This window comes from Dactylosporangium cerinum, assembly GCF_042653625.1.
GTDB classification, from domain to species: domain Bacteria; phylum Actinomycetota; class Actinomycetes; order Mycobacteriales; family Micromonosporaceae; genus Dactylosporangium; species Dactylosporangium cerinum.
This window is the reverse complement of record NZ_JBHSIU010000066.1, coordinates 371989-397241: the sequence shown is the minus strand read 5'-3', so window position 1 is coordinate 397241 and position 25253 is coordinate 371989. Positions and strand designations below refer to the sequence as shown.

Annotated in this window: 19 protein-coding genes and 1 pseudogene; 11 read left to right on the top strand and 9 right to left on the bottom strand. The window is 70.7% G+C overall.

Annotated features, from left to right (window positions below; all coding sequences use genetic code 11):
* Nucleotides 1-7 precede the first annotated feature (7 nt).
* The gene (locus ACFPIJ_RS44115) at nucleotides 8-1450 is read right to left on the bottom strand and encodes a DUF1349 domain-containing protein (RefSeq protein ID WP_380125017.1); all 1443 of its coding nucleotides are present in this window, start codon (nucleotides 1448-1450) and stop codon (nucleotides 8-10) included.
* Between the two features lie 88 nt (nucleotides 1451-1538).
* Between ACFPIJ_RS44115 and ACFPIJ_RS44110 the strand changes: the two genes are divergently transcribed.
* The 3 genes and pseudogenes from ACFPIJ_RS44110 to ACFPIJ_RS44100 form a co-directional block, all read left to right on the top strand.
* A complete protein-coding gene (locus tag ACFPIJ_RS44110) occupies nucleotides 1539-2201 on the top strand; it encodes a response regulator transcription factor (RefSeq protein WP_380125015.1) in 663 nt (220 codons plus the stop codon).
* Nucleotides 2198-3283: a sensor histidine kinase gene (locus tag ACFPIJ_RS44105; RefSeq protein ID WP_380125013.1), complete on the top strand. Its 1086-nt coding sequence runs from the start codon at nucleotides 2198-2200 to the stop codon at nucleotides 3281-3283. The genes ACFPIJ_RS44110 and ACFPIJ_RS44105 overlap by 4 nt, the downstream gene beginning before the upstream one ends.
* A gap of 121 nt (nucleotides 3284-3404) precedes the next feature.
* Nucleotides 3405-4475, top strand: a pseudogene (locus ACFPIJ_RS44100) (diguanylate cyclase domain-containing protein); the annotation flags it as partial.
* A gap of 75 nt (nucleotides 4476-4550) precedes the next feature.
* On the opposite strand, the gene ACFPIJ_RS44095 reads toward ACFPIJ_RS44100, so the two are convergent.
* The gene (locus tag ACFPIJ_RS44095; RefSeq protein WP_380125421.1) at nucleotides 4551-5081 is read right to left on the bottom strand and encodes a VanZ family protein; all 531 of its coding nucleotides are present in this window, start codon (nucleotides 5079-5081) and stop codon (nucleotides 4551-4553) included.
* 827 nt (nucleotides 5082-5908) lie between these two features.
* On the opposite strand from ACFPIJ_RS44095, the gene ACFPIJ_RS44090 reads away from it, so the two are divergent.
* Nucleotides 5909-7201, top strand: coding sequence for a hypothetical protein (locus ACFPIJ_RS44090; RefSeq protein ID WP_380125012.1), 1293 nt, complete (start codon nucleotides 5909-5911; stop codon nucleotides 7199-7201).
* A gap of 66 nt (nucleotides 7202-7267) precedes the next feature.
* Here the strand turns inward: ACFPIJ_RS44090 and ACFPIJ_RS44085 are convergent, their stop codons facing one another.
* Entirely contained in the window at nucleotides 7268-9502 is a 2235-nt protein-coding gene (locus ACFPIJ_RS44085) for a glycoside hydrolase family 97 N-terminal domain-containing protein (RefSeq protein ID WP_380125010.1), read from the bottom strand.
* A 347-nt stretch (nucleotides 9503-9849) separates the two neighbouring features.
* On the opposite strand from ACFPIJ_RS44085, the gene ACFPIJ_RS44080 reads away from it, so the two are divergent.
* From ACFPIJ_RS44080 to ACFPIJ_RS44060, 5 genes are all read left to right on the top strand, one after another.
* Nucleotides 9850-11154: an ABC transporter substrate-binding protein gene (locus ACFPIJ_RS44080; protein ID WP_380125008.1), complete on the top strand. Its 1305-nt coding sequence runs from the start codon at nucleotides 9850-9852 to the stop codon at nucleotides 11152-11154.
* Complete coding sequence (locus ACFPIJ_RS44075) at nucleotides 11151-12107, top strand: carbohydrate ABC transporter permease (protein ID WP_380125006.1); 957 nt, start codon at nucleotides 11151-11153, stop codon at nucleotides 12105-12107. Before ACFPIJ_RS44080 ends, ACFPIJ_RS44075 begins: the two co-directional genes overlap by 4 nt.
* The gene (locus tag ACFPIJ_RS44070; protein ID WP_380125004.1) at nucleotides 12104-12964 is read left to right on the top strand and encodes a carbohydrate ABC transporter permease; all 861 of its coding nucleotides are present in this window, start codon (nucleotides 12104-12106) and stop codon (nucleotides 12962-12964) included. The genes ACFPIJ_RS44075 and ACFPIJ_RS44070 overlap by 4 nt, the downstream gene beginning before the upstream one ends.
* 107 nt (nucleotides 12965-13071) lie before the next feature.
* On the top strand, nucleotides 13072-14106 hold the full coding sequence (locus tag ACFPIJ_RS44065; RefSeq protein WP_380125002.1) for a LacI family DNA-binding transcriptional regulator: 1035 nt from the start codon (nucleotides 13072-13074) through the stop codon (nucleotides 14104-14106).
* A gap of 312 nt (nucleotides 14107-14418) precedes the next feature.
* Nucleotides 14419-15210, top strand: a complete 792-nt coding sequence (locus ACFPIJ_RS44060) for a DeoR/GlpR family DNA-binding transcription regulator (protein WP_380125000.1) — start codon at nucleotides 14419-14421, stop codon at nucleotides 15208-15210.
* Nucleotides 15211-15280: 70 nt separating this feature from the next.
* On the opposite strand, the gene ACFPIJ_RS44055 is transcribed toward ACFPIJ_RS44060, so the two are convergent.
* On the bottom strand, nucleotides 15281-15664 hold the full coding sequence (locus ACFPIJ_RS44055) for a hypothetical protein (protein ID WP_380124998.1): 384 nt from the start codon (nucleotides 15662-15664) through the stop codon (nucleotides 15281-15283).
* 127 nt (nucleotides 15665-15791) lie between these two features.
* Between ACFPIJ_RS44055 and ACFPIJ_RS44050 the strand changes: the two genes are divergently transcribed.
* A complete protein-coding gene (locus ACFPIJ_RS44050) occupies nucleotides 15792-16388 on the top strand; it encodes a hypothetical protein (RefSeq protein ID WP_380124996.1) in 597 nt (198 codons plus the stop codon).
* Nucleotides 16389-16399: 11 nt separating this feature from the next.
* On the opposite strand, the gene ACFPIJ_RS44045 is transcribed toward ACFPIJ_RS44050, so the two are convergent.
* From ACFPIJ_RS44045 to ACFPIJ_RS44025, 5 genes are all read right to left on the bottom strand, one after another.
* On the bottom strand, nucleotides 16400-17299 hold the full coding sequence (locus ACFPIJ_RS44045; protein ID WP_380124994.1) for a maleylpyruvate isomerase N-terminal domain-containing protein: 900 nt from the start codon (nucleotides 17297-17299) through the stop codon (nucleotides 16400-16402).
* Nucleotides 17296-18669 carry an FAD-dependent oxidoreductase gene (locus tag ACFPIJ_RS44040; RefSeq protein WP_380124992.1) on the bottom strand — a complete coding sequence of 458 codons (1374 nt, stop codon included), beginning with the start codon at nucleotides 18667-18669 and terminating at the stop codon, nucleotides 17296-17298. Before ACFPIJ_RS44040 ends, ACFPIJ_RS44045 begins: the two co-directional genes overlap by 4 nt.
* Before the next feature lie 99 nt (nucleotides 18670-18768).
* Nucleotides 18769-20181 carry a glycoside hydrolase family 76 protein gene (locus tag ACFPIJ_RS44035; RefSeq protein ID WP_380124990.1) on the bottom strand — a complete coding sequence of 471 codons (1413 nt, stop codon included), beginning with the start codon at nucleotides 20179-20181 and terminating at the stop codon, nucleotides 18769-18771.
* Nucleotides 20182-20194: 13 nt separating this feature from the next.
* Nucleotides 20195-22588: a ricin-type beta-trefoil lectin domain protein gene (locus tag ACFPIJ_RS44030; protein WP_380124988.1), complete on the bottom strand. Its 2394-nt coding sequence runs from the start codon at nucleotides 22586-22588 to the stop codon at nucleotides 20195-20197.
* Nucleotides 22589-22806: 218 nt separating this feature from the next.
* The gene (locus tag ACFPIJ_RS44025) at nucleotides 22807-23781 is read right to left on the bottom strand and encodes a LacI family DNA-binding transcriptional regulator (protein WP_380124986.1); all 975 of its coding nucleotides are present in this window, start codon (nucleotides 23779-23781) and stop codon (nucleotides 22807-22809) included.
* A gap of 126 nt (nucleotides 23782-23907) precedes the next feature.
* Here ACFPIJ_RS44025 and ACFPIJ_RS44020 point away from each other — a divergent pair, with 126 nt between their 5' ends.
* Entirely contained in the window at nucleotides 23908-25248 is a 1341-nt protein-coding gene (locus ACFPIJ_RS44020) for an extracellular solute-binding protein (protein WP_380124984.1), read from the top strand.
* Nucleotides 25249-25253 lie beyond the last annotated feature (5 nt).

Here is a 25253-nt window from a genome sequence, read left to right as displayed (position 1 = left end):
GCGGCCGTCACACGTCCCTGCGCCGGAACAGCACCGCGGCGACGGCGAGGGTGAGGGCGGTGTAGGCGCACAGCACCGCGAGCCCGGCCCACGGTGACAGCGGGTAGTAGCCGAGCGCGGGCGTGTAGACGCCATCGACGTGCTGGTACGGCGTGACCGTCTGCTGCACCGCGAAGGCGGCGGCGGGCGTCACCCGGGTCAGCCACAGCGCCAGCGGCGCCGGCGTGAACGGGGTCAGCGCGAGCAGGTACGGCAGCACGGTCACGGCGACGACGGTGGTGACCGCGGCCGCGCCGCGGCGCAGGATCGTGCCGACACCCAGGGCGAACACGGCGGTGACGGCGAGGACCGCGGCGGTGCCGACCTCGGCGCGCAGCAGGACCCCGGGCGGCACCGGGAACACGTAGACGCCGAGGCCGCGCACGACGCGCAGCCACACCGGCAGGGCGAGCGCCGTGGCGGTCAGGGCCGCGGCGAACGTGACACCGGCGAGCACTGCGGCCTTCGCCGCGAGCACCCTGCCGCGGCGGGGCCCGGCGCTGAGCGTGCTGCGGATCAGGCCGGTCCGGAACTCGGCGGTGATCATCAGCGTGCCGATGACGACGACCACGACCAGCGCCGGGAACGTGCCGATGAGCAGGTCGCCGGCGGCGGCGCCAATGGGGACGTCGGCGCGGGTGGCCGGGCCGACGTCGCCGGCGCCGGTCACGGTGAACCCGTCCCCCGCCGGGGCGTACCCGCCTTCGCGGCCCGGCGCGTAGCCGGCGAAGCCGGCGGTGTGGGCCCCGACCTGCTCGCCGGTCCAGTCGGCCGGGGACCAGTCGCCGGCCAGCCGCGGTGCGTCGAATGCGGCGGTGGCCACGTCGGCGGCCGTGCCGAGCCCCTCCACCCGGGGCGGGCACGCCACGAAGAGGCCGGCCCGCACCGTGCCGGCCAGCCCCGGCAGCCGGACCGTGTCCAGCACGCTCCAGGTGGTGCCGTCGGTGGACGCCTCGCCCGTGACTGTGTCACCGGCCCGCGTCAACCGCAGCCAGCGCACCCCTGCCCCAGGCGGCCCGGCGTGGTCGGACAGGTAGTCGTGCTGCATCCGTACCCCATGCGCGCCGGTGATCATGACCGCGGCGTAGCGGGCGCCGAGCTCCGGGCCCGCGGTGATGATCAGCCCGGCCTTCGCCCAGGGCGAGGCCCGTTCGGAGGTCAGGGCGGTGACCGCGACGGTGATGCTGCCGTCGCCGGTGAGGGCCCGGTGCACGAGGTAGTACGCGTCGTTGACGGGGGTGCCGTCCGGGCCGGTCGGGACCTGCGACGTCTGGTCGGGCGGGGCGCCGCCCAGCCCGACGGCGGGGAACAACGCGATCATCAGGGCCGCGACCGCGATGCCGCGCCACCAGCCCGGCACCGACCGGAACTTGGTCCACTCCGACCGCAGCAGAAGCAGTGCATCACTCATGACCCGGTGTTCTACGCCGCCGGTGGTGACAGCCCGGTGCGTCGCGCTGTCACCGTCCTGTCACCTGCCGCCTGGCATGGTGGGCGGCATGAGGGTGCTCGTGGTTGAGGATCACCGGGCGTTGAACACGCTGATCACGGCCGGCCTGCGCCGCGAAGCGATGGCCGTGGACGCCGCGCTCGACGGGCACGCCGCGCTGGAGCAGGTCGCCACCACCCGCTACGACGTCGTGGTCCTCGACCGTGACCTGCCCGGGGTCCACGGCGACGAGGTGTGCCGCCGGATCGTGGCCGGTGGGGCGGGCAGCCGGGTCCTGATGCTGACCGCCGCCGGCACCGTCCGCGACCGGGTCGAGGGCCTCGGCCTCGGCGCCGACGACTACCTGCCCAAGCCGTTCGACTTCGCCGAGCTCGTCGCCCGCGTCCGGGCGCTGGGCCGCCGCAGCACCCCTGCCCTGCCGCCGGTGCTGGACAACGGCGACCTGACCCTGGACCCGAACCGCCGGGTCGCGTCGCGGGCCGGCCGGCGCCTCGACCTCGCCCCGAAGGAGTTCGCGGTCCTGGCGCACCTGCTCGCCGCCGCCGGCCGGGTCGTGTCCGCCGAGGAGCTCCTCGACCGGGTCTGGGACGAGGCGACCGACCCGTTCACCACCACGGTGAAGACCACCATCGGGCGGCTGCGCGCCAAGCTCGGCCAGCCGCCGGCCATCCACACCGTCCGCGACGGCGGCTACCGCATCGGCGCGCCGTGACCCGCCCGCGGCTGCGGACCCGGCTGGCGCTGCTGCACGCCGCGCTCGTCTTCGCCTGCGGCGTGGTGCTGCTGGCCATGGTCGGCCTGCCGCTGCTCGACACCGGCCACACCACCGCGGTCGGGGACGCCGGCGGCGGGGACGGTGCCGGCGGCAACCTCGGCGAGGTGCTGCGGTACTGCGCCGTCGCGCTGGTCCTCCTCGCCCCGGTGTCGGCCGCGCTGGGCTGGCTGATCGCCGGCCGGGCGCTGCGCCCGCTGCACCTGCTCACCCGCTCCGCCCGCGGCCTGTCCGCCGACGACCTGGGGCGCCGCCTGCGCGTGCCGGCCGCCTACCAGGAGTTCACCGAACTCGCCGACACGCTCGACGGGCTGCTGCGCCGGCTGCACGAGTCGTTCACCGCGCAGCGGCAGTTCGTCGCCAACGCCTCCCACGAGCTGCGCACGCCCCTGACCGTGCAGCGGACCCTGCTCGAGCTGACCCTCACCGACCCCGACGCCACCGCCGACACCCTCCGGTCGACCTGCCAGGAGCTGCTGGTCCTCGGCCGGCAGCAGGAGCACCTGATCGGCGCGCTGCTCGCCCTCGCCGGCGGCTACCAGGGCGTCGAGCACACGGAACGCGTCGACCTCGCCGACCTCACCCGCAGGATCGTCCTGGACCACGGGCCGTCGGCCGGGCGCCGCGGCGTCCACGTCCGCACCGCGCTCGCCCCGGCCGTCGTCGCCGGCGATCCGCGGCTGGCCGCGAGCCTCGTGACGAACCTCGTCGACAACGCGCTGCGGCACAACGTCCCCGGCGGGACCGTCGAGGTCTCGACCACGGCCCCCGGCCGGCTCACGGTCAGCAACACCGGCGCCCCGGTCCCGCCGGCCGAGGTCGCCCGCCTGTTCCAGCCGTTCCAGCGCCTCGGCACCGACCGCACCGACCACACCGACGGCCACGGCCTGGGCCTGGCCATCGTCGCCGCCATCGCCCACGCCCACCGCGCCCCGCTCACCGCCCACCCCCGCCCGGACGGCGGCCTGCACATCACCGTCGACTTCCCGGCCGCGCCCGGTCATCGATCCGGCTCAGGATGACCGCCTCCGGTCCGATGTGCATGGGGTGACGAGGACCTGGGTGCTGTGGTTGCCGTGGGTGGTGTTCGCCGTGCTGGTCGGTTTACGGCTCAGCGACCCGTTCGACACCCCGGCCGCCGGGATGCAGTTGTGCGGGTTCGAGCTGCTCGCGCTCGGCTACCACGTGCGGGCGGCGACCCGGCGTGGGCTGACCCGGGCGCAGCGCCGGCCGTTCTGGCTGATCGCCGCGGCGCTCGCGATGCTCGTCGCCGGCGGCATCGGGTTCTCCATCGTGTTCACCACCGGTGACAAGTCGTGGGGTCCGCCGATGGTGGTGGCGGTCGTGGCCCGCACGTCGATCGTGCCGATCCTGCTCGCGGCGCTGCTGTCCTTCGGCGCCGGGCCGATGGACCGGCGGGCCCGGTGGAAGCTCGTCATGGACGTCACCACGGTGCTCGGCGCCGGCCTGATGCTGATGTGGTACCTGGTGCTGGGTCCGGCATTGTCCGGCGGGCACCTGTTCGACCCGCTGCGGCTCGGTTCGGTGCTGTTCAGCGTCGGCGACGTCGTGTTGCTCGTGGGTGTCGGCACGGTGCTGCTGCGCGGCGCGGTCGCGTCGGCGCGACGGCCGTTGACGCTGTTGCTGGCCGGGACGCTGGGATACCTGGCGGTCGACACCGCGTTCCTGTACATGTCGATCCGTGAGGTCGGCCCGGACGCGCTCATCCCGTCGCTGCTGCTGGGCCCGGTCTTCCTCATCCTGCTCGCCTCGGTCCAGCGGCCCACCGGCACCACGACCGCCGCGGCCCGGCAGTTGCGTGGCCAGAGCCGGCTGCCGTACGTGGCCCTCGCCAGCGGCTACGGGCTGCTGGTCCTCGCCGCGGCCCGGGCCGGGCTGTACCCGTGGCTGGGACTGGTCGCGGGTGCGCTGCTCATGACGCTCGGCGTGGCCGCCCGGCAGGTCCTCGCCTCACGGGAGAACTACACGCTCGTCGTCACCGACAGCCTCACCGGCCTCGCCAACCGCCTGCAGCTGCGCACCGGCCTCGCGGCCGCCGCCGACCGCCACCGGCGCACCGGCCGGCCCCTGGCGGTGCTGCTCATCGACCTCGACGGGTTCAAGGAGGTCAACGACACCTACGGGCACGAGGTCGGGGACCAGCTGTTGGTCGCGTTCGCCGACGTGCTGCGGAGCAGCGTCCGCGACACCGACGTGCCGGCCCGCAGCCCGCGGCGGAGATCGAACGGCTGCTGCACCAGCCCACCGCCGCCGTGTGACCCCCGGTGCTCAACCCGCCGGCGTGCGCCACCAGGGGCGCGACGCCGCCGCGGCGAGCGCGGCGCCGGCCGCGTTGAGCAGGACGTCGTCCACCGACGACACCCGGTCCAGCCGGAGGGCGAACTGCGCGGTTTCGACCATGACCGAGCAGGCCGCCCCGAGCGCCAGCATCCGCGGCACGGACGCCAGCGCCGCGAACCGCACCGGCGCGAAGCACCCCAGCGCCGCGAAGAGCAGCAGGTTGCCACCGATCCCGATCGGCCCCATCGTGACCAGGTCCCGCAGCGGGACCAGACTGACCCGGCCGGGGACGACACCGGCCCCAGGTCCCGGCAGCAGGGTCAGCCACACGAGCGGCACCGTCGCGTAGACCAGGCCCACCTCGGCCAGCGACGTCCGCCACGCGCCCCCGCGGCGGCGCGCGAGGGCCCACACCACCAGCGCGGCCAGCGGCAGGCCGGCCAGCAACGTGAGCAGCACGCCGTTCTCCGTGTCGAGACAGCCGTGCCACCGCCCGGCCAGGCACGTCGGCGCGGACATCATGAGCGGCCGCCGCACGGTGTACACCGCACACGCCAGACCGAGGACCGCCAGACCGAGGTACACACGGCGGAGGGATGCGGAGTGGTTCATGCCCCCAGTGCAGCCGCCGGGCCGTTGCCGGGGTGTATGCGGTTTTGGATACGCCCGCGATACGTGGTGTGCTGTGGCGTGGGCATCGATCTGCGCAGCATCGCCGTGCCGCTGGGCGCCGGCCCGGTGCGGGCGATCCGCGCCGACCCGCAGCTGTGGGAGTCCGCCGATGATCTGCCGCCGTTCGCGGCGGCGCGGGCCGGTGAGCCGCTGCCGGACATCAGCCGGGCCCTGCTCGCCGTCGTGCCGGCTGGCACCGGCTGGGTCGGCCACTTCGGCGACCGCTCCTTCGAGCAGGCCGAGTATCTCCTGGACCCGGTCGCCTACCGCGCGCTTCGCAGCTGGCCGGAGCGTGAGCGGTCCGTGCCGTACCGGATCATCGGCGGCGACGAGGTGTTCGCCGAGCACGCCACCTCCGGGCAGGGTTTCCCGTGGCGGTGCTCGACGGCGGCGTTCCTCGGCGAGGCCGTGCACCGCGTCGACACCCTCGACGCCGCCGCGGCCCGCCGCGAGTTCTCCGCCGCCGAGATGGTCGAGCTCGGCGTGTACAAGGCGCACGGCGACGAGACGTTCGACGACGTCCTCGCACAGCTGCGGGAGTTCGCCGGGCACTGCCGGACCGTGGCCGCCGCCGGCCTCGACCTGATCATCACGCGATACTGAGCCGGGTACTCACGCCGGATGAGTACGACGACGGGTTGCCCGCGCACGCCGGGCGCCGGAAGGCTGACCACGTGAGCGATGTCGATGCCTCGAAGCGGCCCGCGGCCCTCGCCCTCGGCGCGATCGGGGTGTGCGGGGCGGCCGGGGTCGGGCTGCTCCTCGGCCTCACCCGCGACGGCGCGCCCGCGCCCGGGATCGGCGCGCTGGCGCTGCCGACGGTCCTCGTGGCCCTGCTGTGGCTGACCGTCTGGATGACTGCGGCCGGGTCGCCGCTGGCGGGCGCGACCGGCCGGAAGGTGGCGTGGGTGCTGCTCGGCGCCGGGTTCGCCGCCGCGCTCGGCGGGCTCGGGCTGGCGTCGACCGGCGGTCCGGGGCTGGTCCTGGTCAGTGGCGGTGCTGTCGTCGTCGTTGTGGCGGGGGTACTGCTGCGAGGGTGGCGGGCCCGCCTGACGGCGCTCGGGGCGGTGGTCGTGCTGGCCGCGACGGGCCTCACCGTGTTCGCGCAGTCCGGCCCGTCGGAGCTGGCGGACCGGCTCGCGCACGCGGACCCGCCGGTGCAGCGCGACCTGCTCTACGTGGTCAGCATCCCCGGCTACCACCCGCTCGACACCAGGTACGGCGACGACGTCGGCATCCGCCAGTTCATGCCGGTGGACCCGGCGGCAGTCCCGGCGGCGCGGCGGATCACCGTCCTCAGCTACGCCCGTGAGTACGCGTACAAGGATCCCGGTCCGTGCGGTGAGACGGCCCGCGACTCGGAACTGCAGAGCACCGAGTGCACGGTCGAGCCGGACGGCTGGATCTACCGCAGTGGTGTCGTTGCGCACGGCTATCAGGTCGTCGTCGGCAAGGAGATCGTCGTGGTCGCCGGCACGCTCGCCGTGGACCGGCAGGTGCTGCGAGCGACGGCGGGCAAGGTGCGCCCTGCGACCCCGGCGGAGCTGGCGTCGCTGGGCTTCCCGGGTGAGGAGCTGTTCACCGCCGAGGCGCCGGGTTACGTGCCGAGCGCCATCGGCATGCCGCACGGGGTCCAGCTGCAACCGTCCGATCCGGCAGCGGCGCCGCTGAGCGTGATGATCGACGTGTACGTCGACTTCTCGGAGCAGCCGTGCGGCGGCTTCGCGACCTGCACGCCGGACACCGACGGCCTGCAGTACCGCCGCGTCGAGGACACGCACGGCTACGTGGTGCGCCGCGGCAACCTGAACGTCTACGCCATGGGCGGCGTCGGCGTCGACAAGGCGCTGCTCCGGCAGGCGGTGCTGAACGCCCGGCCGGTGACAGACGCGGAGCTGCTGCGTTCCCTGCCCCCGGTGCCGAGGAAGGGCCTGCTGGACCGCCTGCGCGCCTGGCTGCGCGGCTGAACCATCCCGTGATCCGGAAGACCTTGTGCACCCAGGGGTGAGCAAGGTCTTCCGGATCACGAGCGATCAGCTACGCGCCCACTGCTGGTTGGCGCCGCCGTTGCAGGGCCAGATCACCAACTTGGTGCCGTTGGTCGTACCGCCGCCGAAAGCGTCAAGGCACTTGCCTGAGCCGGTCCCGACGACCGTGCCGTTGCTGTTGATCGTCCACTGCTGGTTGGTCTGGCCGTTGCAGTCCCAGATCTGCACCGCCGCACCGTCCGCGGTCGAGTTGCCGGCCACGTCAAGGCACTTGTTGCCGTAGACCTGCAGCTGCTTGGAAGCGGTCGCGTTCCAGCGCTGGTTGGCGCCGCCGTTGCAGTCCCACAGCGCCACCGGGGTGCCGCTGACGGTGGTGTTGTTGGGCACGTCGGCGCAGCGCCCGGACTGCACGCCGCGCAGGGGCGAGCCGACCAGGGGCGCGCCGCAGGTGGTCAGGCCGGCGGTGTACGGGCAGGCGACGGACGCGAATCCGCCCCGCTCCAGCAGGGGCACCGACAGGGTGTCGGCGTTGGTGACGGTCCGCGTCTCGCGCAGCAGGTTGCCGCCGTTGTCCCGCACCGTTTCCAGGAGCCACTGGCCGGAGCCGAGGAAGTTCAGCGGTGTGGTGTAGGTCTTCGCGGGCAGGTTGGTGAGGCCGGCGACGTACCATTTGCCGCCGTTGCGGCGGGCGAAGTACGCCTCCTGGCCGGGGCGTCCGCCGAGCAGCCGGGTCTCGTCCCATGTGGTCGGGATCTGGTTGAGGATGCGCATCGCCTCGGGCTGCGACTCGTAGCTCTCCGGGTTGTCGCCGAGGTGCTGCCAGCCGGACTCGAAGACGATCGAGGTGGCCAGCTCGTGCGCCCGGGTGGTGTCACGGTTGTAGGGGCTGAAGATGACCGGGGTGTAGTCCATGCTGCTGATGGCGTTGCGGGTGAAGGGCAGGATCGTGTTCTTGTCCGCGCGCAGGTACTGCTCGGCGCCGTGGACCGCTTCGGCGGTCATGACGTGCGGCCAGGTGCGTTGCATGCCGCGCGGCGCCGCCGACCCATGGAAGTTGATCATGAGTTGGAGCTCGGCGGTGCGGGCGAGGATCGCGTCGTACCACTGCAGGGTCGGCTGGGTGAACTCGTAGGAGAAGTCGACCTTGACGCCGGCCACGCCCCAGCTCTTGATCAGCGGCAGCCACTGCTCGCGCTGCGCGGAGGTCCACAGCTGGTTGGAGTTGAACCACAGGATCACCTGCACGTTGCGGTCCCTGGCGTACTGCACGACGCTCGGCGCCCAGCTCTGCTGCCAGCCCTCGTCGATGAGGACGTAGCCCCAGCCGTTGCGGGCGGCGAAGTCGATGTACTGCCGCTGCCGGTTCTGATCCGACGGGCTCGAGTGCTCGGTCAGCCACGACCAGGTGACGGTGTCGGGCTTGACCCAGGAGGTGTTGCTGACCCGCGACGGCGCGGACAGGTCGTCGACGATCGTCGAGGTGGTCACCGCGCTCAGCGAGCCGACCGCGGCGGTGCGCCACGGCGTGGAGAGCGGCCGGTTCGCGGTGATCGTGCCGCTGTCCAGCAGGGCGGTGAACGTGCCGGAGCCGTTCTGGTGCTGCAGGCTCATCGCAGCGTACCGGCCGTCGAGGTCGGCCTCGGCGACGAGCGCGTACTTCCCGGCGACGTCGAACAGCGCCGGGTTGCGGAAGGTGCCGGTGGCCGCGGCGCCGGCGGTCGCCTGCAGCGGGTAGCCCTGGTCCTCGCGGTGCGACGGGAGCAGCCAGCTGTTGGTGTTCGTCGGCACGGACCAGGACGACGTCTCGCGTTGCACGGTCACCGAGCCGGTGCCGGGCAGCACGTAGCGGTACGCGGCGCCGCCGTCCGAGGCGCGCACGACGACGTCGAGCCGGGCGCCACCGGTGCCGGTGAACGACAGCGTCGACTCGTTGTAGGTGGTCGAACGGTTGCGCTGCTTGCCGGTGGTCATCGAGTACGCCTCGGTGACGGTCCGGTTGGTGCGCCCCGTGAAGGTGAGGCTCTTGCTGAGGTCGGCGGCGCTGGTCACGATGCCGATCGGCGACGGGGACAGCACGGTGCTGCCCTGGTTGGACACGGCGAAGCTCAGCGTCCCGTTGTCGTTGAGGGTGACCTGGGCGGAGGTCGGCGAACCGGCGGACGGCCCGGTGACGGTCCAGGTGGTGGCGGCCGAGGCCGGGGCGGCGGCGACCGTGACAGCGGTGCCGATCATGGCCGTGACCAGCACGGCCCGCAGCAGCAAGGGTTTGCGGTGTCGCATCGAACGTCCTCCGGGGTCTGGCGGAACCTGCGGACGGGGTGGGGCCGGCGCACGTCGCAGCCTCGTGGCTGCGCGCAGCGTCGTGGCTGCGTTCGGATGTCAACGTTGTCAACACTTGTCGTTTGATTACGTTGGTACATGCGCGACTCTGAGCAATTGAACATCTTGATCATGATGCTGTCAAGGTCGCCTGCGCAGGCGAAAGTTCTCCGAAACTGGCTCTTGACAACTGTGACACCTTGTCGATTGGCTGTGGTGACTTTTGAGCGCCCTAGTTGGATCCTGTTGAAACCTGGTTTCAAGATTTCAAACCCACACCCCTCCGCGCCTCCCACCAGGAGATACCCATGACAGATCCGCGACTGTCCCGCCGGTCCGCCCTCAAGGGCCTCGCCGGGGCCTCCGCCCTGTTCGGCGCACCCGCCCTGCTCGCCGCCTGCGGCGACGACGACACCCCGGCGGCCAACAGCGGGTCCGCGACGGACCCGATCACGTTCGGCTCCAACTACTCCGACGACGCCACCAAGACCGCGTTCGCCGCGCTGACCTCGGCCGCGACGACGTCGACCAAGGTGCCGATCACCGTCAACACGGTCGACCACAACACGTTCCAGAACAACATCAGCAGCTACCTGCAGGGCACCCCGGACTCCCTGGCGACCTGGTTCGCCGGCTACCGGCTGCAGTTCTTCGCCGCGCAGGGGCTGCTCACCCCGATCGACGACGTGTGGGAGAAGATCGGCGGCAACTTCAACGACGCCGCCAAGAGCCTCTCCAAGGGCATCGACGGCAAGTACTACCTGGTGCCGCTGTACAACTACCCGTGGGTCGTGTTCTACAACAAGAGCGTCTTCGCCGCGAAGGGCTACCAGGTGCCGAAGACCTGGGACGACTTCATCAACCTGTGCAAGAAGATGAAGACCGACGGGCTGATCCCGCTCGCGTTCGCGGAGAAGGACGGCTGGCCGGCGCTGGGCACGTTCGACATCATCAACCTGCGGGTCAACGGCTACGACTACCACATCAAGCTGATGAAGCACGAGGTGCCGTGGACCGACCCCGGCGTCACCGCGGTCTTCGACAAGTGGCGGGAGCTGATGCCGTACCTGCAGAACGGCGCCAACGGCCGCACCTGGCAGGACGCCGCGAAGGCCCTGGAGAACAAGCAGGCCGGGATGATGTTCCAGGGCTCCAACCAGGTCGCCGCGAACTACGCCCCGGCAAACCTCGCCGACTTGGACTTCTTCCCGTACCCCGTCATCAACCCCACCTACGGCCAGGACTACATGGACGCCCCGACCGACGGGTTCATGCTGCCGAAGAAGGGCAAGAACACGGCCGCGGCGAAGGCGGTCCTCGAGTACATCGGCACCGCGGCCGCCGAGGCCAAGTTCCTGGAGACCGACCACTGGGACGTCGGCCTCGCCAACGGCCTCGTCGCCCCGACGTACAACGAGATCCAGAAGAAGTCCGTCGCGGAGATCGCCAAGTGCAAGAACGTCTCCCAGTTCATGGACCGCGACACCGTGCCCGACATGGCCACCGCCATGATCAAGGCGATCCAGACCTTCGTGGACAGCCCGACCCCTGAAACGGTCGCGTCGATCCAGAAGAGCGCGGAGGACCAGGCCAAGACCATCTTCACCAAGTGAGCAAGAGGACCAAACGCTTCAATCGCCGCGACGGCCTGGTCGTCGCGGCGATGCTCGGCGTTCCACTGATCATCGACGCGGCCTTCATCTGGCTCCCCGCCCTCGCCTCGGTCGGGCTGTCGTTCACGAAGTGGACCGGCGTCGGCAGCGTCCAGCTGAAGTCCTGCGACTCGCTGCCGTCGGTGCCCGGCATCCCGCAACCCGGTTGCCTCAACGGCGTCGACAACTACAGCCAGGCGTTCACCACGTACCCCGACTTCTGGCCGGCCGTCCAGCACAACATCATCTGGCTGCTGGTCTTCGCCGGCTTCGCCACCCCGCTGGGCATGCTCTTCGCCGTGGTCATCGACCGCGGCATCCGCGGCTCGCGGATCTACCAGAGCGTGCTGTTCCTGCCGGTGATGCTGTCCCTGGCCCTCATCGGCATCATCTGGGAGCTCATCTACTCCCCCAACTACGGCCTCATCAACTCCGTCATCGACCGCACCGCCGACGACAACCTCATCGACTGGCTCGGCGACCCCTCGCTCAACCTCTGGGCGCTGCTGGTCGAAGCTTCGTGGAGACAGGCCGGCTACGTCATGATCCTGTACCTGGCCGGCCTCAAGGCCGTCGACCCGGCGCTGCGCGAGGCGGCCCAGATCGACGGCGCCACCGGCTGGCAGACCTTCTGGCGGGTCATCTTCCCAGCGATGCGACCCATCAACATCGTCGTCATGGTCGTCACCGTCATCGAGTCGCTGCGCGCGTTCGACCTGGTGTACATCACCTCCGGCGGCAACCCGCTCAAAGGCCTGGAACTGCTGTCCGTCGCCGTCACCCAGAACATCGTCGGCGAAACCCAACGCATCGGCTTCGGCTCCACCCTCGGCGTCATCCTGCTCGCCATCTCCCTCGTGCCGATCACGATCTTCCTGTACCAGGCGTTCCGGCGAGAGGAGTCTCCGAAATGAAACCCTCCCGGCTGGGCAGCGTGGCGGCGCAGGTGTTCATGATCGTCATGCTCGTCCTTTGGGTGACGCCGGTGCTGTTCGCCTTGTACGTCGCGCTGCGGCCGATCGAGGAGACCAACGCGCACGGCTACGTCTCCCTGCCGGACCGGCTCACGCTGGACAACTTCCAGGCCGCGTGGAACCAGTCCGACATGTGGCACTTCTTCCTCAACTCCCTCTACATCACCGTCCCGGCGGTCCTGCTGACGCTGTTCCTGGCGTCGTCGTTCGCCTACGTGGTGTCCCGGCTGCGGTTCCGCTGGAACATCGCGCTGCTCATCCTGTTCACCGCCGGCAACCTGCTGCCGCAGCAGGTCATCATCACGCCGCTGTTCCGGTTGTACCTGGCGATCCCGCTGCCGCACTGGCTCAGCGAGAGCGGGTTGATGTACAACTCGTACCTCGGCCTGATCGTCATCAACGTCGCCTTCCAGCTCGGCTTCTGCGTGTTCGTCCTCAGCAACTACATGAAGACGCTGCCCGCGGAGCTCGACGAGGCCGCGATCGTCGACGGCGCCGGCGTCTGGACCCGCTACTGGCGGCTCACCCTGCCGCTGTGCCGGCCGGCGCTCGCGGCCCTCGCGACCCTGCTCACCACCTGGATCTACAACGACTTCTTCTGGGCCATCACGCTCATCTCCACCGGCGACAAACGCCCCGTCACCTCGGCCCTGGCCAACCTGCAGGGGCAGTTCGTCGCCAATCAGAACATGATCGCCGCGGCCGCGCTGATCGCCGCGATCCCGACCCTCATCGTCTACGTGGCGCTGCAGAAGCAGTTCATCGCCGGGCTGTCCCTCGGATCCACCAAGGGCTGAGCCTTTGCTGCTTTGCTTTGCCGTCGGCCGTTTGTTTCTTGGAGGGACCGCGCATGATCGCATGTCTCCCTGCGAGCGGCCGGCGGCACGCTGGCATACTCTGCGCCATGACGGAGGACGCCCCAGGGCCTGGCCGGCCCGGGCGCCCGGGCCTGGTGGAAGTCGCCGCGCGGGCCAGCGTGTCCATCAAGACCGCGTCCCGGGCGCTGAACGGCGAGGGCTACGTCGCCCACGAGACCCGCCAGCGCGTCCAGCAGGCCGCCGACGAACTCGGGTACCGGCCCAACGGCATGGCCCGCGAACTGCGCCTCGGCGGCAACACCTCGACGCTGATCGGCATGCTCGGCGGCGACCTCGGCAACCCGTTCTACTCCAAGCTGGCCAGCGGGCTGGAGCGCGAGGTGCGCTTCCGCGGCCTGCAGCTCGTCACCGTCAACACCGACGAGGACACCCGCTCCGAGCAGCGGCTCACCGACGCGCTGCTCGAGCGGCGGGTCCGCGCCCTGGTCGTCGCCTCCACCCTGCCCTCACACGAACACCTCGCCGCCGAGCACCGCCACGGCATCCCGTTCATCTTCGTCGACCGCCCGCCCGTCGGCCTGTCCGCGGACGCCGTGCTGCTGGACAACCGCGGCGGCGCACACCAGGCCGCGGCGCACCTGCTGGAGCTCGGCCACACCCGCATCGGCATCGTCGGTGACCTGTCCCGGCTCAGCACGAACCAGGAACGCGTCACCAGCTTCGGCGCCACCCTGCAGGCCGCCGGCGTCACCGGCTGGCGGGACCACCTGATCGAGGACGCCCACGACGTGGACACCGCACAGCGGGCGGTTCTGGATCTGCTGCGCCGCGACCCCGCACCCACCGCCATCTTCACGACCAACAACCGGATCACCACCGGCGCCCTGCGGGTCCTGCACCGGCATCCGGCGCCACCGGCGCTCATCGGCTTCGACGAGCTCGACATGGGCGACATCCTGGGCGTCACCGTGGTGACCCACGACCCGAAGAACATGGGCCGGCAGACCGCCCGCCTGCTGCTGGAACGCCTGGACGGCTACACCAGCACGGCCCGCTGGGTGATCCTGCCGACCCGCCTGATCCCGCGCGCCTCCAGCCGCCGCCCACCGACCGACCGCTGACCGCCCCATTCCGGCCGCCGGCAAGGTTTCCCGGCCGCTGAACAAGGCGTTCCGGCTGCCGGTAAGCCGTTCCGGCCGCCGACAGGGGCGTTTCGGCTGCTGGACGAGCCGCGCTTTCGGCCGGGAACAGCAGACGTTCCGCCACGACAACGACCTCCGACCGCGACAACAAGCCTTCGACCGGGACAACAATCCTTTGCGGTCCCGGGAACAACTGTCACGTCGCCGCGCTGGACAACCCAGATGGCGCCATGACAACGCTGACATGCCGGAACACGTGGGCGACCACGTCGACGCACTGGAGCTGGATCGATGCTGGCATCGGCACGACAGGTCGCCATCCTCGAGATCGTCGACCGCGACGGCGGCGCGCAACTTCGGCAGCTGGCCGACCTTTTCGGCGTCTCGCCCGGCACCATCCGCCGCGACCTGACCATGCTCGACGCGTCCGGCCTGGTGGCCCGGGTGCACGGCGGCGCGGTGCGGCGCCCCGGCACCGCCCGCAGCCGCAAACCGTTGCGTTCCGCCGTGCTGGTGCGGCAGACCGCCCGCGCCGCGATCGCCGCCGACGCCGCGCGCGTCGTGGCACCCGGCACGGTCGTCGCGCTGCCGGCCGGGCCGATCTCGGAGCTGCTCGCCGAGCACCTCACGACGGTGCCGGAGCTGACGGTCGTGACGTACTCCCTGCCGGTCGCCCAGGTGTTCCGGGCCCACCAGCGTGACGACCAGACCCTGATCCTCACCGGCGGCGTCTTCACCGGCACGCAGGGCCTGACCGGTCCCCTGGCGGCGGGCACGATGCACTCGCTCCGCATCGACACCGGGTTCGTCGAGTTCGACGGCATCGCCCCGAACGGCCGGCCGGCGAACGTCGACGCGGGCACCGCCGAGCTCAACCGCGCCGTGCTGGCCGCCGCCGCCCGCGTCGTCTGCTACACGGATCACACGGCGTGGCACCGGCTCGCCGCGCACGAGGTCATCACCGGCGCATCGGGCGTGCTGCTGCTCGTCGACGCGCACCTGCGGCAGGAAGCCCGGGGTGACCTCGCCTCAGCCGGCATCCGCGCCGTCGTCGCCAGGGGACCGGCACCTCCCAGGCCCTGACGAACTCCCCCACGTTGGCCGGTGCCTGACAACCGGAGCGTGACCGGTAGCGTGAATCGATGCAGAGCGGCTACTCGACGCAGGCGAGTGGGACCGCCTCACCAGCGGCATCCGCGAGCGATTCGATGGCCACGACGTTCGCCGCAGCGAGGTCGAGGCTGCTTTCGGATCGCCAAGCCTCATCGTCGACAAGCGTGTGCTCTGCTACGCCCCAGCTGACATGTCCGGATGGGTCTTCATCGACTGCTTCGCCGAGCACCACGAGGAGTACGTGCCAGGTGCTGGACGCTACGAGTGGCGACGAGATGGCGATCCCCTGGTGCGTGCGGTTCGCCGCCCCGCCGGGGACTTCGAGTCGGGCCTTACCCTGACGATCTACGGCAAGGTGCTGCGCTGGGGTCCGGGCTGGTGGCTGAACCATCCAGAGGGTCTGCCCGACGAACAACAGGCGCACGCCGACTGTCGTACTAAAGTCCACGGTTGTGAATGCGCCTGTCCCACCGCGTGTTGTGGACACCACGGGGAGCCCGCTTGAGCGCCTCTGTGCGCATCGGGGAGTCGCCGTGCCGCGGGATGGGCAGTTGCTTGAGCTTGCGGTCGCGCTCCGGTTGCGGCACGTCGACGTGCTTGCCATCGCGGGGCATGAGATCCCGGCGGCGCTGACGCCCGCTGAGTTTCGGGCGCATCGGCAGGTTGAGGCGGTACTGCGCGCAGCCTGGTCCTGCAGCAACGACGTCATCGCCGAGCTGTGTGAATACGCCCGGTCGCTACCGCGGCAGCCCGGCTCGGACGACCGAAAGAGCATCCCCGCTCTGGCGGAACCCACCTTCGGCCCCGTCTTCGGCCGGCTGATGCACCTGCGGAACGTGGACCGCAGGCTGCTCGCCAGGATCACGGGGTCGGCCGAGACCACAGTGAACATGATGATGCACGGCGCTCGCGTGCCGGCCGTGGAGCGGGTCTTCGGCATCGCTGCGGCGCTCGGCCTGCGCGGCGACGACGTCGATGCGATGGCGGGTCACCCGAACTCGGTGCCGCCGGTCGACGCGCCCCTGCTGAAGTACCTCGCCGCTTTCCAGGCGCTCGGCGAGCTCGTCTGCGCGCTCGTGCCGCTGCGCTCCGAACAACTCGACGCGGTCGCCGCCCGCGCGAAAAGCCTGGGCGGTGATGGTCGGTGATGCGGCCGTTCCTACCTGCGGCCCCGACCTCGCGGCGGGGCGAACCTCGCGTTGGGCATGTGCACGACGCGCAGGAACGCCGGCAGCCGCCACGGACGGCGTCCGCCGACGACGACGTCCCGGCGCAGCGCCGCCGTCACCGTGCCGATGCGGCCGAAGAGCATGAGGTTGAAACCGGCGGGTCGAAACGTCACCCGGACGTCGAACGGATCCTGCGGGGGCGCAAGCCATACCCGCTTGTCGCCGAGGACGACCGTCGAGGAAGGTGTGTACGCCGAGCGGAACTGCACCGCGATCGGCCGGCGGGGCATCGGCAGCGACGTGTTCAGCAGCGCGCCGTAGTCGTGGTGCAGCATGCCGACAAAGAACAGCTCCCAGTACAGGGCGGCGTGCCCATCCGGCATCGACCAGGGCCGGCGCAACGCGCGGGCCATGTCCCAGCCGTGCACCAGGAACTCGTTGACCAGGTGGGCGACGACTCCGGCGACGGGCACCCGCGAGTCGCCGAGCCACCGCAAAGGAGCCTCCGGCCGCATGGACCCCGTCGCGGCCAGGATCCGGTCGACGGACCCGCCGAGCAGCTCCGACAGCCGGTCCGGATCACGCTCGGCGTAGTGCGAGAGCACATGAGCGTTGAGGTCGGCCACCGTGTCCACGTTGACGGTGTCCAGGGCCGCCTCCAGGTCCGGCACGTCCAGGGTCGCCGTGCCGTGCTCCACCAGGGACACGTACATCATCGCGATGCCCAGCACGTGCGCGGCCGAATCCGCGACGGTCCAGTCGGCGGTCGCCATCGCGCTGCGGGCGCGCCCGTCGGTGAGCAGCGACCTGAACCGGTCGCCGGCGTCGCGCAGCGCGGCACGGGCCAGCTGCCAGCGCTGTGGCGGCACCAGGTACGGCACGGCCGTCATACCCTCGTCGCAGCGCGCTGCGGAACGGCGGCGGCCGGGCGGGGCCTGCGCAGGGATCCGCGGAGCACCCGCAGCACAGTGCCCGGCGTCAGCAGCGACGCCGGTGGCCGCACCAGGTTCACCACGCGCAGGAACGCGGCACCGAGCGTGGCGTCCCGGGTCGCGGCGGCGTGCAGCCGGTGGACGAAGGCGTTGGTGACCCGCACCCGGGCGGTGCGGCGTCCCGGGACCTCGCGGAACCGCAGGTCCGTCCCCACCGCGATGGACCACGGCGCGTCGATGATCCTCGCGGCGTCCCGGAAGAAGGTTCGCGCGAGCCCGTTGCCAAACCCTGGCCGCGAGGCGAGCAGCCGGCGCAGCAGCAGCGCCTGCAGGGACGCGACCGTCATGCCCTGGCCGTAGATCGGGTTGAAGCTGCACAGCGCGTCGGCGACGACCAGGTATCCCGACGGGAACCGGCGCAGCCGTTCGTACCGGCGCCGGACGCTGGCCGGGAACCGCATCGTCGCGGCGTCGCTGACCGGCCGGGCGTCCCGGACGATCGTCGCGATGTGCGGTGCGGACAGCGAGTCGGCGAACGCCGCCATGCCCGCGTCGTCGGTCGGCGGTTGCTCACCGAGCATGCCACTCAGCGCGACCGCGACCCGGTCGTCCTCCAGCGCCGCGGCGATCCCGGCCCGCGGTGCGCCGGGGACCGCGTTGGTCAGCGCACCCAGCATGCCGTCGAGGTGCGATGGATCCCGTTGGTACACGCGGGTGACATAGGTGACGTCGACCCGGACCCGGTCCTCGCGCGGCACGGGAAAGCCGAGCTGCGCCAGCCACCGTGGGCTTCGCGAGGCCCGGCCGCCGGCGTCCACGACGAGATCCGCCGTGATGTCATAGGACTGCTTGAGTTCGCCGAGCGGGCAGATCCGCACGCCCAGAACGGTGCCATCGCCGGTGAGCAGCGAGACGGCGTCGGCGCCGGTGATCAGCTGCACCGCGGGCAGCGCAACGACCCGCTCCCGGACGGTGTGCTCGAGCAGCGGCCGGCTGACCCCGACCGCGATGAGGTCGGATGGCGCCCGCCGCATCGGGTAGCCGTCGTTGCACCAGTGCACCTGCCCGTGCAGGTCGACCATCGGCGCCCCGGCGTCGCTCAGCTGCGCGGAGAGACCCGGGAACAGTTCCTCCAGGGCTTCCCGCCCGCGCGACAGCAGCACGTGCAGTTGGCGGCCCTGGGGCACGCATCGGCGATGGGTGGGCGTGCCGGGCAGCGTGTCCCGGTCCACCACGAGGACCTGTGCGAAGTGCGCGCTGAGCACCTGGGCGGTCAGCAGCCCGCCCATGCTCGCGCCGATCACCACCGCCGTGCCGTCACCAGCCATGAGCCGCACTCTATTGATCAGTGCAGCTCGATGTCGTCTTTCTCGTTGCGCACTTCGAGCAGGCCCGTCCCGCCGGAGCGGGACGGGCCGCTACGAAGGTCAGCTGCGCGACCAGCGCTGGTTGGCGCCGCCGTTGCAGGTCCAGATGGCCAGGAGCGTCCCGTTGGCGGTGCCGTGCGCGGTGGCGTCGAGGCACTTGCCGGAGGCGACGCTGACCACGGTGCCGTCAGCGTTGACGGTCCACTGCTGGTTCGTGCCCGTGTGGCAGTCGTAGATGATGACCGCCGCGCCGTTGGCGGTGCTGCCGCCGCTCACGTCGAGGCACTTGCTGCCGTACACCTGCAGCTGCCGGGATCCCGTGGCCACCCAGCGCTGGTTCGTCCCGCCGTTGCAGTCCCACAGCGCGACCCGGGTGCTGTTCGTCTGGGTGGAGCCGGGGACGTCGACGCAGCGCCCGGACTCGGCGCCGCGCAGGACGTTGCTGGCCGGCGGGGTGGTGCTGCCGAGCGCGGCGATGAGCGCCGCCGCCGAGGCCGCCTGCGTGGTGGGGCTCCACAGGGCGAACGGCCCGACGAACGAGTTGCCCTGCTGGCCGGCGCTGTTGGTGTTGTTGGCCAGGATCGAGTTGGCGGTGGTGGTGATGAACCCGTCGTACTGGGTCGTCCCCACAAAGACCGCCAGGGCGCGCAGGTAGCGGATGAAGATGCCCTTGAACGCCTGGCCGTCGCCGGTGCAGTTCGGCTCGCAGCCCTCGTAGAGGACGTTGTTGCGGTTGAAGCGGGCGACGGCGGCGGTGGCGATCGACCTGGCCGTGGTCAGCAGCGACGCGTCGCCGGTCGCACGGTTGAGCTCGATGAGGCCCTGCAGCACGACGCCCTGGTTGTACGTGTACACCGCGGTGCTGTAGCCGCAGCCGGGGATGGTGATCCCGTCGCGGACGAGGTTGTTGCTGATGACGCCGTTGCCGCGCAGCCAGTTCCATTCGGCGGTGGCCCAGCCGAGGTACGTGCTGTCGCCAGCGATCCTGTTGTGCAGGCCGGCGGTAGCGGCGAGGAACAGTTCGTTGGCGATGGACGCCTTGTACTGGCGGTCGGTCTTCCAGTAGACGCCGCCGCCGCAGGTGCCGTCCCAGTAGTTGTGCATGTACTTGACGAGGTTCTCGGCGGTGGTCAGGTAGGCGCGGTTGCCGGTGATGTCGTAGGCCTGGATCCAGACCAGGGCCCACCAGCCGGTGTCGTCGATGAACTCGTTGGTGAAGTCCGGGTTCTTCGCGTAGGCGCCGGAGATCGCGTAGTCGTACTGGGTGTCACCGGTCGCCTGGCGGTACGTCATGACGGTGCTCAGCGACACCGCGCTGGTCCACCAGTCGCTGCCGATCCGGCCGGTGTTGGCGTTGTAGGACTGCATCAGCACGCCGACGCTGTTGGAGGCCGGCGTCGCCGCCGATGCGACGCCCGCGGACCCGGCCAGGAAAAGGCCGAGCGTGAGAACAACGATCAGTATCCTTCGCATCAAAGAACTCCTCTCAGGTCCGCGACCAGCGCTGGTTGGCGCCGCCGTTGCAGGTCCAGATCTCCAGCAGGGTGCCGTTGGCGGTGCCGTGCGCGGTGGCGTCGAGGCATTTGCCGGAGCCCACCCCCACGACCGAGCCGTCCGGATTGACCGTCCACTGCTGGTTGGTGCCGCCGGTGCAGTCGTAGATGATGACCGCCGCGCCGTCGGTGGTGCTGCCGCCGCTCACGTCGAGGCACTTGCTGCCGTACACCTGCAGCTGCCGGGATCCCGTGGCCACCCACTGCTGGTTGGTCCCGCCGTTGCAGTCCCACAACGCGACCCGGGTGCTGTTGGCCTGGGTGGCACCGGGGACGTCGACGCAACGGCCGGACTCGGCGCCGCGCAGGACGCTGAGGACCGGGCCGGCGTTGGGGGTGATGCTGAGGTTGTCGAACTGGTTGGTCTGGTACCCGACGACGCCGACGCCGGCCATGCCGCCGCCGAACGCGCCGTCGTTGGCCGTGCCGACGACTGCGTTGTCGATCTGGGCGGTGATCTGGGTGCCGGAGAAGCCGAGCTTCAGGTTGTGCCAGGTGTTGAGGCCCAGCGCGGCGCGGCTGCCGGACGCCAGGGTGGTGTTGGAGTTGTCGGTGCCGTGCCGCACGATCGACCAGCCGCCGGTGTTGGTGACCCGCAGCTGGTAGGCGGCCTGCCGGTTCTGCGGGCGCAGCTGGGTGTTGGCCCGGCCGAGCAGGGTGACGGTGCCGGCCTGTTGCATGTTGACGTCCAGGCTGACGGTGTAGTTGTTCCATGCCGGGTCGCCGACGAGGGTGTAGGCGTCGCTGTCGTCCTGCCAGTTGATCGGCCGCTGCGGCGCGACCTGCTGCAGGCACGTGCCGGAGCGGCCGGCGGCGCACGCGCGGGTCTCGTAGGAGCCCTGCATGTCCTCGAAGTAGCGCGGTGACTTCCGCACGGCGTAGCCGTCGAAGTTGTCGCTGTAGGGCAGCCCCAGCGAGGACGAGGCCGGACTCGATGCGGTGCCCTTGCCCTGGCCGGACGTGGTGGTCAGGGTGTAGATGCGGTTCGGCTGCATGGTGAGGGTGTACGAGCCGTTGCTGGGCTGGATGTCGGCCTGCCGCACGAAGTAGGACGACGGGTTCGACGAGCCCATGTCGGTCGACCAGACCCGCACGGTCCCGGTGCTCAGCCCGCCCGACACGGTCACGTTGACGGTCTGCGTCGAGGTGGTGCCGCTGGTCTCGTAGATCGTGGAGTAGTCGCTGTTGTTCGGCGACTTCAGCGACACGTAGCTGCCGTTGGCGCGGTTGCCGCCGAGGTAGCCGCTGGCGGAGCTGTTGAGGTACTTCCAGCCGGGCTGGGTGAACTGGGCGTAGTGCGCGTTGGCCCACAGGTTCCTGCCGACCCGGTACGCACCGGACCACGGTGAACCCGCGTCCATCAGCCCGACCGTCGAGTACGGCAGGTTCGGCGTGATCGCGGCGATCAGCGGCCAGTTCATGTAACCGGAGATCTCGGCGTCGAGGTAGCCGCGGTTGACGGTGCGGATGTAGGGCACAACCCCCGTGTTGTCGTCCTGGGAGCCGAACTCGCTGGCCCACAACGGTTTGCCGCTGTTTCGGGCGTTGGAGGTGGTGCTGCACGAGTCGGCCTGGGACAGGTAGCCGCACACGTAGTGGTTGCCGAGGACGCCGACGGCGTTCTTCAGCGTCGTGTCGCCGAACTCGTCGGCCATGCTCCAGCCGCTGTCGTCGCCGACGATCTGCACGCCCGCGAACCCGCGGCTGTTCAGCGCCGACCGCAGGTTCTTGTACCAGGTGCTGTCGTGGCCGCGTTCGTTCCAGCCACCGAGGTAGCTGATGTTCAGCCCGTGGCCCTTGGCACAGTTCAACCACGAGATGTCGTAATCGATCATGTCCTGGGACCAGAAGTTGCCGCCGCCGATCCAGCCAGGTGCGGTCCACGGCAGTGCGACGAGCTTGATGTTGGGGTTGCGGGCCACGGCCTGCTCGCCGAGCCAGAACTCGTAGCCGACGTTGCAGTTGATGTCGCCGCGCACGTGCTGGTGCGACGGTTCGGATCCGTCGGTGGAGTTGGCGTCGCCGCCGATCTCCAGTTTCAGCAGCTGCACGGCGGCGCCGTAGTTGGGTTTGAACAGGTAGTCGAGGATCTGTGAGCGCTGCGGCTCGGGGTAGTCGATCAGCAGGCGGGAGTTGCCTCCGCCACCGCTGATCGCGCCGACGCCGTCGAACGTGCGCCCGACGATCCCGCCGTTGATGTTGACGGTGGTCGTGGCGGCGCTGGCGGGCGCCGCGGTGACGACGGAGGCGGCCGTGATCGCGAGCGCGGCGGCGGCGAGGACGGCGATGCTGCGGGGTATTCGGCTGCGGGGGGCGTGGTGCTGCATGGGCGTGTTCTCCCTCGATGTTTGGCGGAACGATCGGGAGGAGGCCAACCTGAAGGGCGACGCGGGCGCGGGGGTGGGCGCGGGCGCCGGCACGGTTCGATGTGGTTGGCGGACCAGATCGAACAACTGCGACAACACCCATAGAAGGGCAACGTTGGACCGATGTCAACGTTGTCAGGACAGTGACCGCAATCGGTTGCTGCCCGGCACCGTGCCGGTCACTGTGCGCGACCACCCCGCAGCACGAGCCTGGTCGGCAGCAGGACCTGCGTGGTCGGCCCGGTGTCGCCGGCGATCCGGCCGAACAGCAGCTGGGCCGCGCGCCGGCCGAGCTCGACCGTGTCGTAGGTGACCAGCGGGACGGGCCGGGGCAGCAGGTCGACCAGCTCCAGGTCGTCGAAGCCGGCGACGCCGATCTCGTCGCGTCCCGCGACGGCGTGCAGCACCCCGACGCAGATCCGGTTGTTGTCGGCGAAGATCGCGTCGGCGGCGGCCGGGCCGTCCAGCAGTGCCGTCGCCGCGGCGCGGGCCGCCTCGACGGTGTGGTTGTCGAGGCTGACCAGCACCGGGTCGTAGCCGAGGCCGGCGTCCTCGACCGCCCGGCGGTAGCCGGCGAGCCGGTCGGCGCCGGTGAAGACGGCCGGGTCGCCGCCGATGTAGCCGATCCGGCGGCGCCCCTGCGCGGTCAGGTGCGCGACGGCCTCGCGGGCGCCGCCGTAGTTGTCCAGCACCACCGAGTCGGCCGGCACGCCCTGCGGCACCCGGTCGATGAAGACCATCGGCGCCCAGCGGGCCAGCTCCGCGTGCAGGTCGACGTGATCGTGCGCGGTCGGGGTGACCAGCAGCCCGTCGACCCGCCGGCGGACCAGGTCGCGCAGCAGGTCGCGCTCCTGCTCGAAGCGCTGCCCGGTGCTGCCGACGACCAGCATGTGCTGGTGCCGGCGGGCGGTCTCCTCGGCGCCGCGGGTGACCCCGGACCAGAACGGGTTGGCCGGGTCCTCGATGAGTAACGCGATCGTCTCGGTGGTCTGACCCGGGCGTAAGCCGCGGGCGAGCTCGTTGCGGTGGAAGCCGAGCTCGGTGATCGCGCGTTCGACGGCGTAGCGCGTCTCCGGGCGGATGTACCGCTCGTCGTTGACCACCCTCGAGACCGTCGCGGGGCTCACCCCGGCCAGCACTGCCACATCACGCATGGTCGGTCGTCTCGACGTCACCGGACCTCCTCAGGGATTGACCGGCCCAGATTATCTGATTACGTTCTCTGATTACGTTCTCATACAGCTCCGTCACCGGTTCCGCCAAGACCCCCGGGAGCAGCGATGCGACGCATCGTCACGTTTGCAGCCCTGTCCGCCCTGATCCTGCCCGCCGCCGCGGCGTGCGACTCCAGCTCCGGCGACGGCGGCAAGACCGTCACCGTCGCCTACCAGAAGTTCGGCGCGTTCACGCAGATGGACGACCAGATGAAGAAGGTCAAGTCCCAGTACGAGGCGGCCCACCCCGGCACGACCGTGAAGCTGGTGCCGATCGAGGCCGCGGAGAACGACTACTACACCAAGCTGTCGCTGATGAACCGCTCGGCGAACACCGCGCCCGACGTCATGTACGAGGACACGTTCCTCGTCAACACCGACATCGCGGCGGGCTTCCTCGCCCCGATCGACGACTACCTCGCCAAGTGGCCGGACTGGAGCCAGTTCACCGACGCCTCCAAGACCGCCGCGAAGGCCCTGGACGGCAAGACCTACGGCGTGCCGATGGGCACCGACACCCGCGCCCTCTGGTACAACAAGGACCTCTTCGCGCAGGCCGGCATCACCGTGCCGTGGGAGCCGAAGTCCTGGGACGACATCCTCGCCACGGCCCGCACCCTCAAGGCCAAGCTGCCCGGTGTGATCCCGCTCAACGTCTACTCCGGCAAGGCCGCCGGCGAGGCCGCCACGATGCAGGGCCTGGAGATGCTGCTGTACGGCACCGAGGACACCCTGTATGACGACGCGAGCAAGAAGTGGATCGGGTCCAGCCCCGGCATGCTCGACTCGCTCGGCTTCATCAAGACCATCTACGGCGAGGGGCTCGCCCCAACCCCGCAGGACGCGCTCGACCCCAACTTCGGCAGCCGGTTGAGCACCGAGCTGCTGCCCGGCGGCAAGCTGGCCATCGCACTGGACGGCTCCTGGCAGAGCGGCACCTGGCTGCCCAGCGGCTCCAAGCCGTGGCCGCAGTGGAACACCGTGCTCGGCCTGGCCGCGATGCCGACCCAGAAGGGCCAGGCGCCGGGCAGGACCAGCATGTCCGGCGGTTGGGTGCTGTCGGTCGGGTCGAAGAGCAAGGACAAGCAGGCCGCGTTCGACTTCGTCAGCCTCGCGCTGAACAAGGAGAACACCCTCGCCTACGACATCGCCGCGAGCCAGATCGCCGAGCGCGCCGACGTCGCCGCGGACCCGGCGTACCTGGCGGCGAACCCGTCCCTGAAGTTCTTCACTGACCTGGTCTCCGTCACGCACTTCCGACCCGCGTACGCGGACTATCCGCAGGTCTCCAATGCGATCCAGGTCGCGATGGAGGCCGTCATGACCGGCCAGCAGAGCCCCCAGCAGGCCGTCACCGCGTTCGGCAACCAGCTCAAGCAGGTCGTCGGACCAGACAAGGTCAAGTAGCGCCG

Bases quoted from the DNA above. Each gene is read 5' to 3' on its own strand.
- ACFPIJ_RS44115 (WP_380125017.1), bottom strand. From the start codon at position 1,450: ATGAGTGATGCACTGCTTCTGCTGCGGTCGGAGTGGACCAAGTTCCGG.
- ACFPIJ_RS44095 (WP_380125421.1), bottom strand. From the start codon at position 5,081: ATGTCCGCGCCGACGTGCCTGGCCGGGCGGTGGCACGGCTGTCTCGAC.
- ACFPIJ_RS44030 (WP_380124988.1), bottom strand. From the start codon at position 22,588: ATGCAGCACCACGCCCCCCGCAGCCGAATACCCCGCAGCATCGCCGTC.
- ACFPIJ_RS44040 (WP_380124992.1), bottom strand. From the start codon at position 18,669: ATGGCTGGTGACGGCACGGCGGTGGTGATCGGCGCGAGCATGGGCGGG.
- ACFPIJ_RS44070 (WP_380125004.1), top strand. From the start codon at position 12,104: ATGAAACCCTCCCGGCTGGGCAGCGTGGCGGCGCAGGTGTTCATGATC.
- ACFPIJ_RS44065 (WP_380125002.1), top strand. From the start codon at position 13,072: ATGACGGAGGACGCCCCAGGGCCTGGCCGGCCCGGGCGCCCGGGCCTG.
- ACFPIJ_RS44035 (WP_380124990.1), bottom strand. From the start codon at position 20,181: ATGCGAAGGATACTGATCGTTGTTCTCACGCTCGGCCTTTTCCTGGCC.
- ACFPIJ_RS44085 (WP_380125010.1), bottom strand. From the start codon at position 9,502: ATGCGACACCGCAAACCCTTGCTGCTGCGGGCCGTGCTGGTCACGGCC.
- ACFPIJ_RS44025 (WP_380124986.1), bottom strand. From the start codon at position 23,781: ATGCGTGATGTGGCAGTGCTGGCCGGGGTGAGCCCCGCGACGGTCTCG.
- ACFPIJ_RS44080 (WP_380125008.1), top strand. From the start codon at position 9,850: ATGACAGATCCGCGACTGTCCCGCCGGTCCGCCCTCAAGGGCCTCGCC.
- ACFPIJ_RS44020 (WP_380124984.1), top strand. From the start codon at position 23,908: ATGCGACGCATCGTCACGTTTGCAGCCCTGTCCGCCCTGATCCTGCCC.
- ACFPIJ_RS44110 (WP_380125015.1), top strand. From the start codon at position 1,539: ATGAGGGTGCTCGTGGTTGAGGATCACCGGGCGTTGAACACGCTGATC.
- ACFPIJ_RS44045 (WP_380124994.1), bottom strand. From the start codon at position 17,299: ATGACGGCCGTGCCGTACCTGGTGCCGCCACAGCGCTGGCAGCTGGCC.
- ACFPIJ_RS44060 (WP_380125000.1), top strand. From the start codon at position 14,419: ATGCTGGCATCGGCACGACAGGTCGCCATCCTCGAGATCGTCGACCGC.